We start from the raw sequence: 12,741 nt of genomic DNA on the forward strand, positions 1-12,741 counted from the left end.
CCCCTACGCCCCGGCAAAAGACAGTTCAGCCACCTCGACCATGGGTGAGCCCACGATGCCCATCAAGGGGTTCCACTCGAGCTCCGTACCCAGCGCAGTGATGTTGGCTAGCAGCTCCAGGAAGTTGCCCGCCACCGTAAAGTTCTCCACCGGGTAGGCCACCTCGCCCCCCTCCACCTTGAGGCCCAGGGCTTGCAGGCTGAACTCGCCCGAGATGGGGTTGGCTCCGGCGTGCAGGCCCATCAGGTCGCTAATAATGATGCCCTCGTCTTGCTGTACGCCCTGCCCCGGCTGTACGAAAAGGTTGGTCGGCGCTACACCCAGCACGCCTTTGTAGCTGCGCGAGGCATGACCGGTGTTCTCGACCCCCATTTTGCGGGCGGTCTCCGAGTTGTGGGCGAAGGTTCGCAACAGGCCGTTCTCAATAAAGACCGTGCGCTTAGCGGCGGTGCCCTCGGCGTCGAAAGGGCGCGAGGCCAGCCCGTCGGGCAGGGTGGGGTCATCTACCAGGGTAAACATCTCCGAAGCCACCCTCTGCCCCATCTTTCCAGCCAGCAGGCTCTTACCCTCCAGCACATTCTTGGCCGAGAGCAGGAACCAGCCCATCATCCCCAGGAGTTGCCCAAAGGCTTTGGGCTCGAAATAGGCTTTGTAGCGCCCGGTTTTGAGCGGGCGGGCCCCCAGCAGCCTGCCGGTATTTTGCAGGAAGGCTTGGGCGGTGCGACCCGGCTCGAGGGCATGGAACTCCCTGGAGAGGTCGAACTCGTAGCCCTGCTTGAGGCTACTGCCCTCGGCCATGATGGCACTGGTCAGGAGCAGGGCATAGCCGTTGCGGAAAGCCCCCGCCACCCCCTGGGTGGAACCCAGGGTGGCCTGGGTCTCGCGCTCGGAGTAGCGGGTCATCTGCACCTGCTTGACCCTGGCATCGGCCCGCAAACCAGCCTCGAGGTCGAGCGCCGCCTGGCGCTTGTGCTCCAAAGGCGCCGAAAGCCCCTCGCCCAGCAAGTCGTGCTGGCCCAGCGCCCCCCCGGCGGGCAGGAAACCCCCCGTCTCCGACTGCAAGAGGGCGTTCTCGTGGGCCTCCTGGAGCACCCAGTCCAGGGCTTCCGGGGTGCGCTCCTCGGTGTAGGCGTAGCCGGTCTTGCCCTCCACCACTACCCGTACCCCGATCCCCCCCTGGGTGGCCTGGGTAATCTCCTCCACCTTGCCATCGTGGGCCTGGATGGTCAGTTCGCGGGTGTGGGTGGCCAGCACTTCGGCATCAATTCCCAGCGCCTTGGCCTTTTGTAACAGATAGTCCCTGGCTTCTTCAAAAGTCATAGACATTCCTCCGGAACGCAGGGTTCAGGTCTTGGGGCACAGGGCTTAGAGCAGCACAACCCAGTCCCTGACCCCTATCCCCTGACCCCTGCTCTAGGCTTGCCCTCCCACCACAATCTCCGAAATGAGCAGGTGGGGCTGGCCCACCTCCACCGGCAGGCTGCCCGAAAGCGAGCCGCACATGCCGGGGCCCATCTCGAGGTCGTCCGATACCGCCACAATGCGCTGGATGCTCTCGGGGCCCTTGCCCACCAGCATGGCCCCCCGCACCGGTTCCTCGATGCGCCCGTGGCGGATGATGTAGCCTTCCTTGACGGCAAAGTTGTACTCCCCCGAGCCGGGTCGTACCTGCCCGCCGCCCATATCGGCGGCATACAGGCCGTACTCGATGCCCTCGAAAAGTTTTTCCCTGGGCGTGCTGCCGGGGGCAATGAAGGTGTTGCGCATCCGGCTGGTAGGGGCAAAGGTGTAGTCCTGACGGCGGCCCGAGCCGGTGGGCCGGTAGCCGGTGAGCAGGCTCCCGAGCCGGTCTACCATGTAGCTCTTGAGCACCCCATTCTCGATCAGTACCGTACGTTCGCTGGGCCGGCCCTCGTCGTCGAACTCCTGCGAGCCCCAGCCGTGGGGGGTGGTGCCGTCGTCTATGTAGGTCACCACCTCGGAGGCCACCTTTTCCCCAAGCTTGTCGGAAAGAACGCTGGCCTTTTTGGCGACCGAAGTGGTTTCCAGCAGGTGTCCCAGCGCCTCGTGGAAGATCACGCCGCCAAAGCCGTTGCCAATCACCACCGGCATACTGCCGGCCGGAGCCGGTTTGGCCCGCAGGTTGGTCAGGGCCTGCATCCCGGCCTTGCGCCCAATCTCGGCGGGAGGGTAGCGGTCAAAGAGCTCGAGGCCCATACTCAGCCCCGGCCCCACCACCCCGGTCTGCATCCCGCTTTCGTCCTGGGCGATGGCGGTCACGTAGAGGCGCGTCCGCACCCGGCGGTCCTCGGCCCAGACACCCTCGCTATTGGCAACCAGGACTTCCTGCTCCCACTCCATCAGGTTGCTCTGCACCTGCTTGATCTGAGGCCCCACCTGGGCCCCCGCCTCGGCCTCACGGATGCGCTCCAGACGGTAACGTTTGTCTCTGGCCGTGAAGGGAATGGCGGGCGCGTGCAAACCCCGGGCCACCGCCTTGCGGAAGTCGAGCCCACCCCGGCCACCAGCGTCCACCTGCCCGGCGCTGCCCTTGAGTTTGACCAGGGTTTCGGTTAGCTCCAGCAGGCTCTCGGGGCTCAGGTCGTTGGTATAGGCGTACACCACCTCGGTTCCGTAGAAGAGCCGCAGGCCCGCCCCATACTCGATGCCGCTGGTGGCTTCCTTCACCTCGCCCGAAAGCACCCGCAGGGCCCGCCGCCGCCAGCGCTCCACATATAGCTCGGCAAGCTCGGCCCCCCCTGCACGGGCTTTCTGTAACACCTCACTAACCAGTGCTTCTGCTAGCACAGTTCCTCCTTTGGCCCCCACAGCCTATCAAGGAAAAAAGCAGGTTATTGGGTACCCAGGTTGCATTCTGGCCCGATTATGCGTTGCAAAAATGTCCGAAAACCGACCTCGCCGTCTCTGATTGCAGATGAAGTTGGAGCGCCATACACCATTCTGAGCCACCCGATGAAGAAAACTTTGTCCTGGACAAGACCTTGGCCACCTGGATGGGCGCAACACCCGTGAAGAGCGCTTTAGTACTGCCTTCCTGACTGATAGCCTGGCAAGGATGCGCCTGATACCAAATCCACCAGAACCTCTTATCTTCTCCCACATGGGGGGAGAAGGTGGTGACACCTCGTCAGCAGCATTCAGGAATAACCTCAGTAACGTCAATAGCTGCGTAGTGGGGTGTCGCCGGATGAGGGGTATGGGAATGCCTCTCAAAGATACCTGTTCAGGAGAAGTTGTCATCACATCCCCGCCCGGCGCTTCATGAAGGCCCGAATGCAAATCCCTCATGCTCGAGCTCGCCAGCAGCTTAAACTGAGGGCGTTTTGGCGGTTCTTCGCTTTTTTGCCACCATTATGGCCGTGCTGTGGCTGGGTGCAACCCAGGGCCAGAGCCTGCCGCCGCCTCGGATAGGCGACCAGCCGGGCTTCACGCGGGTGGTGCTGGAGCTGCCCAAGGATGCTACCTACACCCTCGAGCCCCTGGGCGCGGCCCTGCGCGTCACCCTGCCGGGGCAGAGCGTAGCCCCCGGGATTCACTTCGCGAGTCTACCTGAGCTGGCGGGCTATGTCCTGGAGCAGCACGAGGATAAGGCGGTGCTGATCCTGCTCACGCCCCAGGGGGTCACGCCCCGCTCAGGGTACAAGACCATGACCCTGGCGGCCCTGGAGGGCAACGGGCAGCGGTTGGTGATTGACCTTTCGGGGGCCTTTGTGGACACCAGTCCGCTGCCGCCCCCCCCTGGCTTTCGCTTTGTCAAGGCCAATGGACGGCGCTTTTCGGTGGTGGTGGACGCTGGGCACGGCGGGCCCGACCCTGGGGCCATTGGGCCGGTGGCGGAGAAAGCGGTGAACCTCGAGGTAGCCTTGCGGGTGCGCCGCCTGCTGCAAGAGGCCGGGGTGGAGGTGACCCTGACCCGCGAAAGCGATACGGCCTTTTCGCCCGACAAGCGCACCGACCTGACCCAGCGCGTAGCCCTGGCCGAGGGCAAACACCTCTTTGTTTCCATCCACGCCAACGCCACCGTGCCCGCCCGGGCCGATGGGTGGTGCGGCCTGGAAGTCTACTACTATGGCCCTCCTGGTGCCCGCCCCTTCTTCCCGCCCCCGGCCCCCCTCACGCCCACCCCGCCTGTGGCCATCACCTCCAGCCCTCTGGACGTACTAACCACCCTAGCCCAGCCGGGCACCCTCGACCCCGGCGCCCAGCCCGGCCCCGAGGATGTCAACCCCATCCCGCCCCAAAGCCTGCCCACCCCCACCCCGCAGATGAACTCCGCACGGCGCATGGAGCTCTCGCGCACCCTGGCCTCGAGGGTGCTTTCTTACATGCTGGGGGCTACCGCCGCCGTCAACCGAGGGGTACGCAGCGCCGATTTCTTTGTGATTCGCTACACCAGCGTGCCGGCCATCCTGGTGGAGATGGGCTATCTGAGCCACCCCATAGAGGGACAGAACCTGCGCGATTCTAACTACCTGGACCGCATCAGTTATGGCATCGCTCGAGGGGTGCTGGAGTATCTGGAGAACGATCATCCGCTCGAGTGAGCATCAATGTTCGTCATAGGCGACATGCTGCAACACCGTGGCTGGCTCAGAGGTTTGGTAACAAAGATTCCCCTATGCGCTAAAGTTTCCCCAATGAATCGCTCACCGCCGTTTTGGGCAATCACCGTGCTTCAAAATGTGGCGTAAAACAAGTCACCACTGCGCAAGGTGGTCTCGCTCTGGTGAAGCACTACAGACGCTCCTTTCAAGCCTTTTTGCATAACTGCAACTTCTCAGTTACCCTACTCGGCATGGAGTTTGTGCTCAGCTTACTGCTCATTGCAGGCGGGATCGTGCTTCTGTACTTTGGGGGCGAAGCGCTGGTGAAAAACGCGGTGGTGCTGGCCCGTAGTTGGGGCATCAGCACCATGGTGGTGGGTCTGACGGTGGTGGCCTTCGGCACCAGCAGCCCGGAGCTGGCGGCCAGCCTGGCAGCGGCCCTTTCAGGTAGCCCGGCCATCGCCATTGGCAACGTGGTGGGTTCCAATACCTTGAACATCCTGCTCATCCTGGGGGTCACGGCACTGGTGGCGCCCATCCGGGCCCAGGCGCAGTTCATCAAGCGCGAGGTGCCCATCATGATCGGGTCGGCCTTGCTGTTGTTTTGGTTTTTGTACTTCGACCAGCAGGTAAGCCGCCTGGAGGGGCTTCTGGCAGTGGTCTTGCTGGGCCTGTACATCTGGTTCCTATACCAGAGCAGCGCGGGGGAAAGCGCCGAGGTACAGGGCGAGTTCGACCAGGAGTATGGCCGGCCCGTTCGGGCGAGCTGGCAGACCTACGGGGGGGTGGTGTTGGGGCTGGTGCTCCTGGGAGTGGGGGCCCGCCTCCTGACCATCGGGGCGGTGGAGCTGGCCCGGGCCTTCGGGGTTCCCGAGCTCATCATTGGCCTGACCATCGTGGCCCTGGGCACCAGCCTCCCGGAGGTGGCCGCCTCCATCATGGCGGCCCTGCGCCGCGAGCCAGACATCGCCCTGGGCAACATCGTGGGCTCCAACGTCTTCAACATCCTGGGCATCCTGGGCATTACGGCCCTGGTACAGCCTATTGGCCTGCCCTGGGAGAGCATCCAGCGCGACATGTGGGTGATGCTTGGGGCCAGCGTGCTCCTGTGGCCTTTTCTGGTCACCGGTTTCAGGCTAGGGCGCAGGGAGGGGGGCGTTTTTCTGGGGTTGTACGTGATTTATGTTGCCCTGCTCATCCGAGCGGCTACCTAATGCGCCGCTGGCTGGTGAATGCGGGCCAGCCGGGCAATGGCTCGCTCGAGGGCCAGACGCATGTCCCTGCCGGTTTTGGCGGCCTCCTCGGCCTCGATTAGAATTTCCAGGGCCTGGGTAACGGCCTCCCCGGTCATTTTTTTGGCGAGCAGCAGGGTCTGTTTGGCCGCGTAGGGGTGCATGCCCAGGGCGCTGGCCGCTATGCCCTCCCCCATCATGGGGTCGTCCTGCAATAGCGCCCAGGCTCTGGCCACCCGCACATACTGCCAGGACAGCGCCCCCAGAATCCGCAGGGGGTCTTCACCCCGCTCGAGGAGTTCGCGGGCATACTTGAAGGCCTGGGTGAGCTTGCCCTCGGTGGTCGAGCGCACCAGGTCAAAGCCGGAGATGGGCGTATCCAGGGCCGCCAGGGCCTGTACTTTCTCGAGGGTAATGGGGGGAGATACCAGGCAGAGTTTCTTGAGCTCCTGGTCGAGGGCTTCCAGCCCCATAGCAGGGTTCTCGGCGCTGCCCTTGCCCCCCACCAAACCCGCCAGATACGACGCAATGGCCCCCGGCAGCTTCAGGTCGTAGTGGCGGGCGCGGTTGATGACCCAGTTGGTCATCTCCTTGGGGCCAGGGGTGGGGTGGTCGCGCTTCTGGGCCTTGTCGGCATACCACTTGCTGCGAGCCGCCGTAGGGCGCGGGTCGAGCAGCAACACCACCGCATCCGATGGCAGGCTTTCCAGCACTTCCTTGAGGGGTTTCCACTCGGCCTCGGTCAGGTCGCGCAAATCTACCAGGGCCCCGCTGGGGCCAAAGAGCCCTCCACTGGCTTCCTGGGCCACCAGAGCGGGCTCGGGGGGCATCAGGCGGGGGGCCAGACCCTGTAAGTGGGCCTCTTGCAGCAGGGCTTCTCGGGCCAGAAAGCTGTCACCGGTAAAAACCTGGATCATGCCAGGGGCAGGATACCAAAGGGGGGACGTAGGGGTTAGGGGTCAGGGGTTGAGGGTCAGGGAATAGTTACAAAAAGGCTTTGCAGGACACATCCTGGCCCTTCGCCGCGGCAAAACCAATGCCTGCACAAGGCACTACTTTACTTTTCTGACTATCTTACGCCACGGGCTCGAGCGCCGTTGGTTCGGGAGTGGGCTCGTGCGGCGCTGGCGACTCGTCAGATGGGCCGGGTTTATGCCCATGTTTGTCGGACTTTTCGGCTTCGGGCTTGACCCCTTGACTGCTGGCGTATTCCCACCAAAGCTGCAAAAGCTGGGGCTCGAGGTCGGCCACCACCCCCTGTAGCCGGGTCAGCTCGTTGCGGGCCAGGCCGCTGTTGATGACCACGTTGACGGGCTTTAGGGTGAACTTGGCCCAGGTATTGCCGTCGCGGGTTACGAAGATGTGCGGTTTTTCCTGGGCGCTGCCCGACTTGACATAGAAGCGAAAACCACCCCGGCGCATGAGCGTCAACATGGCCTAATTTTAACGGCCCCTGGTCTGGCCTGCGGTGCTTCTGACCACCCTGGGCGTTACGCAAGCCTTGCACAGCCCACCCTCACGCTGGCTTTTTTCGTATAGATTGAATCCTGGTGGACAACCGCCTGCGGCTTCTGTTGATTGTAGCCCTGCTGGGTAGCTTCGCGCTTTACAGCTGGCGCGGCCTGGGCGAGGTTTTTCGAGAACGCGGGCGCTACACCGATGCTCTGGGGCTGATACCCGCAGCGACCACCCCCTTGAGCTTTGCGGTGCCCTCCCTGCGTGAACTGGTGGTGCGCTACCACCTCGAGCCCACCCAGGCCACCTGTGCGCTGTGCCATATCGGGAAGGAAAGCGCCAAACAACTCAATCCCTTTGGCCGGGACTATCAGGCCATCGTGCGCCGAATGCTGGATGAAACTGTGGCTGCCGACAGCCCAGAAGCCCGCAGCATCTTCCAGCTCAACGTGGTGCAGATTCGCCAGGCCATCCAGGAGGTCACCCTGGATGGGCTCGACTCCGATGGCGATGGTTTTGACAATGACCTGGAACTGCTCTTCGGTTTCTGGCCCGGTGAGGCCCAGTCCAGGCCCAGTCTGAGCCGCCAAATCTTACTGGACTACCGTGCTCAACTGCGCCAGCTTGCCCGGAATGGGTACCTTGAAACCCTCTTGAAGTCGGGGATCCAGGTCGGGCGCAATGACGCTCTGGAGTCCAGAACGGAGGCTGTCTCGAGGCGCAGTTTGCTCGCTTACTGGGGTTTTGCCACAGAGCGCACGCCATTGGTGCGGCTGGAACGGCTGGCCCTCTACAAAGCTGCTCTCAATCGGTAATGTCAGCTTCACCTGAACGCTCAACTTTGATGAACCCTCACACAGGGCGACACAAGGCCTGTGGCATGCGACCTTTTCAAGCTAAACGACGACCCCACACCCGAATAAACCACCCATGAATAACCCCAAAGTTTCAATCCAGACTGAGCTGGGCGAAATTGTACTCGAGCTCTTCCCTGCCCAGGCCCCCATCACGGTTGCCAACTTTTTGCGTTATGTGGACGAGAATCGCTACCAGGGTGCCACCTTCTACCGCACCGTGCGGCTCGATAACCAGGCCCAGAGCCCGGTGAAAATCGAGGTGATTCAGGGGGGGCTTGGGATGGATGATCACCCTGCCAAGCTGCCTCCCATACCGCTCGAAACCACCGCAAAAACAGGCCTCCATCACCGGGATGGTACCCTCTCGATGGCCCGGCTCGAGCCGGACTCGGCCTGTTCGGAGTTCTTTATCTGCATCGGCGACCAGCCCGAGCTGAACTTTGGGGGCAAACGCAACCCCGATGGGCAGGGCTTTGCGGCCTTTGGACGGGTGGTGCAGGGCATGGAAGTTGTGCGGCAGATACAGCAACGGGCCTCGGGGGGCGATACACCCCCAGTACAAGGTCAGCAGCTCCTGGAGCCGGTCAAAATCCTATCCATGCAACGCATATAATGATTTTGATTTGCTATGCAATGCCAGGAAGGTATTTATACGGGTTCAGATGGACAAGGATTGTTTTACCGGCGTTGGCGGCCCGACAAGCCCAAAGCTATCCTGGTAGTGGTACATGGATTTGGCGAGCATAGTGGGCGGTATACCAACCTGGTCAACCACCTGGTTCCACTAGGCTATGCCTTATATGTCTCCGACCTTCGTGGTCATGGCCGCTCCCCAGGGCAGCGAGGACACATCGACAGCTGGCGCGATTATTGGCTTGACCTGGCGCTCTTCCGCCATTCCATAGAGTCCGTTGAGCCCGCGCTTCCAATGTTCCTCTACGGCCACAGCTTGGGGAGCCTGATTGTACTGGACTACCTGACACACCAGATCCCAGGACTGCGGGGTGCCATCGTGAGTGGGGTGCTGCTTGAGCCCGGTCAGCCGGCCTCTCCGCTTCTGGTATGGATCGCTCGTCTGCTTTCGCACTACTGGCCTACTGCACCCCTGCGGTTGAACCTGAATGTAAACGCCCTCTCTCGAGACCCCGAGGTCGTACAGGCTTACCGGAGCGACCCCCTGGTGCACAACCGGGTCAGCGCCCGCTGGGGTACCGAGGTGTTGCAAACCATCGAGTCGGTGAAGGCCCAGGTAAAGGACATCTGCGATCCCTTGCTCATCCTGCACGGTGAGGCCGATAGCATTAACAAGGTTGAGGGGGCCCGCTGGTTGTTCCGGGAGATTCCGTTTACCGACAAGGAGCTACGCATCTACCCAGGAGGCTTTCACGAACCCCACAACGACCTGGACAAAGCCCAGGTCTTGCAGGACATTACCGAGTGGCTCGAGCGTCACCTTTAGCGGTCTGCCCCCTAAGCTGTTATGACGTCGTAATAGTAGCTAAAGCCTTAAGGTAAAGTCAGCAAGAAGGCTCGCCAACCAGTTTCTCAAGCCAACCGTCGTCTTTGCGAGAAGGCCAGAGGCCGACGAAGCAATCCAGAGGAAGCTTGCCAAACCATCGGCTGGGCAGGGGGAGCTGGATTGCTTCGCATCCTGCAGATGCTCGCAATGACCAGGGGACTTCCAGAATTTCTACCGAATTGCATATCGCGATCTTCGCAGACACAGCCGCCCGCGAAAACGAGAATGCGTCCGGGCCCGGACGTATTTTACGTGGGCTGGGCCCCTTGAGTTTCGAGTTTCCAGGCGGTCACCATTCTGTCCAGGACAAAGCTTTTTTGAGTTTGGATGACTCAAAATATGCGAAGAGCGCTTTTATACCATCTTTACCTGAACACCTTGCATCCCCAAGGAGGTAGGAGGTAGGCGTCAGAAACCCACCACCCACTTCCCACCCCCACCTCATGTGTTGCTGAAAGTTGGCCACAGGGCTGAATTTTGGTATTTGCAGCCAGCGGGACAAATGTACTCCTGGACGGTAATGAGTCGGTAACGGCGGCTTTCTAGGGTTTAGACAGGAGGCTTTTATGGCTACTGCTTTATCCGTAAAGCCCAGAACCGGCTCGAGCCGCTCCAAAAACCGCACCGCTCAAAACACCATGCGCTTTGTGCGGTGGTTCAAGGAGGTGGGCATTGATGAGGTGCCGCTGGTAGGGGGCAAGAACGCCTCGCTGGGTGAGATGGTGCGCGAGCTGGGCCGGCTGGGGGTGCGGGTGCCGGATGGTTTTGCCGTGACTGCCGAGGGGTATCGCCACTTTCTGCACGCCAACGGTCTCGGTGCCCCCATCCGAGAGCAGCTTTTGGAGCTGAACCCCCACGACCCCGACGACCTGACCCGGCGCACCCGGCTGATCCGCAGCCTGATCCTGCGGGCCTCGCTGCCCGAAGACCTCGAGGGGGAAATCGTTCAGGCCTACCGCGAGCTCTCGCGCCAGGCCAGGGTCGAGGATCTGATGGTGGCGGTGCGTTCCAGCGCCACCGCCGAAGACCTGCCCACGGCCAGTTTTGCCGGGCAGCACGAGAGTTACCTGGGCATCCAGGGCGAGGCCGAGCTGCTCGATGCGGTCAAAAAATGCTTTGCCAGCCTCTACACCGCCCGCGCCACCCGCTACCGGGTGGATATGGGCTTCCCCCACGAGAAGGTGCTGCTCTCGGTGGGCGTACAGCGGCTGGTGCGTTCGGATCTGGCCTCCTCGGGCGTCATTTTCACCCTCGATACCGAAACCGGCTTTGATGGGGTGGTGATGCTGGAAGGGGTCTGGGGCCTGGGCGAAAACATCGTGCAGGGCAAAGCCACCCCGGATCGCTTCTACGTGCACAAGGAAACCCTGGCCAAAGGCTACAAGCCCCTGCTCTGGAAAAAACTGGGGGCCAAGGAACTGCGCCTGGTTTACGATACCGAGCACCACAAGCTACGCAACAACCCGGTAGCCCCCGCCGACCGCAACCGGTGGGTGCTGAGCAACGACGAGGTGCTCGAGCTGGCCCAGTGGGCGGTCTGGATCGAGCAGCACTACAGCCAAAAGCGGGGCACGCCTACCCCCATGGACATCGAATGGGCCAAAGACGGCATCACCGGCGAGTTGTTCATCGTGCAAGCCCGCCCGGAGACCGTCCATAGCCGCAAAAGCCCCACCATCCAGACCTATACCCTCGAGCAAGAGGGCAGGGTACTGGTCGAAGGGCTGGCGGTGGGCGAGAAGATTGCCACCGGCCCGGCTAAGGTCATCCGCGACCCCAAGGCCATGAACCAGATCAAGCCCGGCGATGTGCTGGTTACCCTCACCACCAACCCCGACTGGGAACCCATCATGAAGATTGCCAGCGCCATCGTGACCGAGCGGGGCGGGCGCACCTCCCACGCGGCCATTGTGGCCCGCGAGCTGGGCATTCCAGCGGTGGTGGGGGCCGCCGGGGCTACCAAAACCCTGGCCAGGGGCGGCCCGGTCACGGTCTCGTGTGCCCAGGGCGAGGTGGGGCGGGTCTACGAGGGGGCGCTGAAGTTCAGTGTGGAGGCGTTCGACCCCTACCAGGTGGGCACCACCCGCACCCAGATCATGATGAACGTGGGCAACCCCGAACAGGCTTTCCGGCTTGCCCTTCTGCCCAACGACGGCGTGGGTCTGGCCCGCATGGAGTTCATCTTCGCTGACTGGGTGGGTATTCACCCCCTGGCCCTTTTACACCCCGAAAAACTCTCCCCAAAGGTGCGGCGCGAGATTGAGGCCAGAACCAACGGCTACTCGAGCGGGCGCGAATACTTTATTGACCGCCTGAGCCAGGGCATTGCGGTGCTGGCCGCTGCGTTCTATCCCAAGCCGGTAATCCTGCGGATGAGCGACTTCAAGACCAACGAGTACGCCAAACTGCTGGGGGGCGAAGCCTTCGAACCGGGCGAGGAGAACCCCATGCTGGGTTGGCGGGGGGCCAGCCGCTACTACCACCCTGACTACAAGGAAGGCTTCCTGCTGGAAGTTGCGGCGGTCAAGCGGGTGCGCGACGAGATGGGCCTGACGAACCTGGTGGTGATGATCCCCTTCTGCCGCACAGTAGAGGAAGGCCAGCGGGTGCTGGAGGTGATGAAGGAAGGGGGCCTGGAACGGGGCAAGAACGGCCTGGAAGTCTACGTGATGGCCGAGATTCCTTCCAACGTGATCCTGGCCGAGGCCTTTAGCCAGATCTTCGACGGCTTCTCGATTGGCTCCAACGATCTGACCCAGCTGGTGCTGGGGGTAGACCGCGACTCCACCCAGGTGGCCGCCCTGTTTGATGAGCGCAACCAGGCTGTCAAATGGGCCTGCGCCGAGCTGATCCAGAAAGCCCATAAGCATGGGCGCAAGGTGGGCATCTGCGGACAGGCCCCCTCCGACTACCCGGAGTTTGCGGCCTTCCTGGTGGAAGCAGGGATCGATTCTATTAGCCTGAACCCCGACTCGGTGGTGCGTACCAAAAAACGCATTGTGGAAACCGAGAAAGCCCTGGGCAAAAGGGCGGGAAGGAGGGCCAGATGAGACACCAACGGATTGTGTTTCTGGGCGAACGCATCGTGCTGGGCGATGAAATTGGGCCGGATG

Annotated in this window: 10 protein-coding genes; 6 read left to right on the forward strand and 4 right to left on the reverse strand. The window is 62.2% G+C overall.

Translation table 11 applies throughout. The annotated features are described in order from the left end of the window. Positions 1 to 3 precede the first annotated feature (3 nt). Both J3L12_RS08835 and J3L12_RS08840 read right to left on the reverse strand, forming a co-directional pair. Positions 4 to 1,320: a TldD/PmbA family protein gene (locus tag J3L12_RS08835; protein ID WP_208014686.1), complete on the reverse strand. Its 1,317-nt coding sequence runs from the start codon at positions 1,318 to 1,320 to the stop codon at positions 4 to 6. A 93-nt stretch (positions 1,321 to 1,413) separates the two neighbouring features. Next, positions 1,414 to 2,808 (reverse strand): TldD/PmbA family protein, encoded by a 1,395-nt coding sequence (locus J3L12_RS08840; protein ID WP_208014687.1) that lies wholly within the window; start codon positions 2,806 to 2,808, stop codon positions 1,414 to 1,416. A gap of 536 nt (positions 2,809 to 3,344) precedes the next feature. On the opposite strand from J3L12_RS08840, the gene J3L12_RS08845 reads away from it, so the two are divergent. Both J3L12_RS08845 and J3L12_RS08850 read left to right on the forward strand, forming a co-directional pair. After that, a complete protein-coding gene (locus J3L12_RS08845) occupies positions 3,345 to 4,565 on the forward strand; it encodes an N-acetylmuramoyl-L-alanine amidase (protein WP_243455083.1) in 1,221 nt (406 codons plus the stop codon). 251 nt (positions 4,566 to 4,816) lie between these two features. Continuing rightward, on the forward strand, positions 4,817 to 5,779 hold the full coding sequence (locus tag J3L12_RS08850; RefSeq protein WP_208014688.1) for a calcium/sodium antiporter: 963 nt from the start codon (positions 4,817 to 4,819) through the stop codon (positions 5,777 to 5,779). Here J3L12_RS08850 and holA read toward each other — a convergent pair. Together holA and J3L12_RS08860 are read right to left on the reverse strand one after the other, a co-directional pair. Next, positions 5,776 to 6,714: a DNA polymerase III subunit delta gene (gene holA / locus J3L12_RS08855; RefSeq protein WP_208014689.1), complete on the reverse strand. Its 939-nt coding sequence runs from the start codon at positions 6,712 to 6,714 to the stop codon at positions 5,776 to 5,778. The two genes, J3L12_RS08850 and holA, sit on opposite strands and share 4 nt — an antisense overlap. A 157-nt stretch (positions 6,715 to 6,871) precedes the next feature. Then, complete coding sequence (locus J3L12_RS08860; protein ID WP_208014690.1) at positions 6,872 to 7,231, reverse strand: DUF4160 domain-containing protein; 360 nt, start codon at positions 7,229 to 7,231, stop codon at positions 6,872 to 6,874. Positions 7,232 to 7,347: 116 nt separating this feature from the next. Here J3L12_RS08860 and J3L12_RS08865 point away from each other — a divergent pair, with 116 nt between their 5' ends. The 4 genes from J3L12_RS08865 (at position 7,348) to ppsA (ending at position 12,678) form a co-directional block, all read left to right on the forward strand. Beyond that, complete coding sequence (locus tag J3L12_RS08865) at positions 7,348 to 8,067, forward strand: hypothetical protein (RefSeq protein ID WP_208014691.1); 720 nt, start codon at positions 7,348 to 7,350, stop codon at positions 8,065 to 8,067. Between the two features lie 115 nt (positions 8,068 to 8,182). Next, positions 8,183 to 8,722: a peptidylprolyl isomerase gene (locus J3L12_RS08870; RefSeq protein WP_208014692.1), complete on the forward strand. Its 540-nt coding sequence runs from the start codon at positions 8,183 to 8,185 to the stop codon at positions 8,720 to 8,722. A gap of 15 nt (positions 8,723 to 8,737) precedes the next feature. After that, entirely contained in the window at positions 8,738 to 9,568 is an 831-nt protein-coding gene (locus J3L12_RS08875; protein ID WP_208014693.1) for an alpha/beta hydrolase, read from the forward strand. Between the two features lie 698 nt (positions 9,569 to 10,266). Beyond that, positions 10,267 to 12,678, forward strand: a complete 2,412-nt coding sequence (gene ppsA / locus J3L12_RS08880) for a phosphoenolpyruvate synthase (RefSeq protein WP_208014734.1) — start codon at positions 10,267 to 10,269, stop codon at positions 12,676 to 12,678. Positions 12,679 to 12,741: the final 63 nt, after the last annotated feature.

It is taken from the genome of Meiothermus sp. CFH 77666, assembly GCF_017497985.1.
In the GTDB taxonomy this organism is placed as follows: Bacteria; Deinococcota; Deinococci; order Deinococcales; family Thermaceae; genus Meiothermus.

Coding starts and splice junctions, on each gene's coding strand:
- ppsA (WP_208014734.1), top strand. CDS start 10,267: ATGCGCTTTGTGCGGTGGTTCAAGGAGGTGGGCATTGATGAGGTGCCG.
- J3L12_RS08835 (WP_208014686.1), bottom strand. CDS start 1,320: ATGACTTTTGAAGAAGCCAGGGACTATCTGTTACAAAAGGCCAAGGCG.
- J3L12_RS08860 (WP_208014690.1), bottom strand. CDS start 7,231: ATGTTGACGCTCATGCGCCGGGGTGGTTTTCGCTTCTATGTCAAGTCG.
- J3L12_RS08875 (WP_208014693.1), top strand. CDS start 8,738: ATGCAATGCCAGGAAGGTATTTATACGGGTTCAGATGGACAAGGATTG.
- J3L12_RS08870 (WP_208014692.1), top strand. CDS start 8,183: ATGAATAACCCCAAAGTTTCAATCCAGACTGAGCTGGGCGAAATTGTA.
- J3L12_RS08850 (WP_208014688.1), top strand. CDS start 4,817: ATGGAGTTTGTGCTCAGCTTACTGCTCATTGCAGGCGGGATCGTGCTT.
- holA (WP_208014689.1), bottom strand. CDS start 6,714: ATGATCCAGGTTTTTACCGGTGACAGCTTTCTGGCCCGAGAAGCCCTG.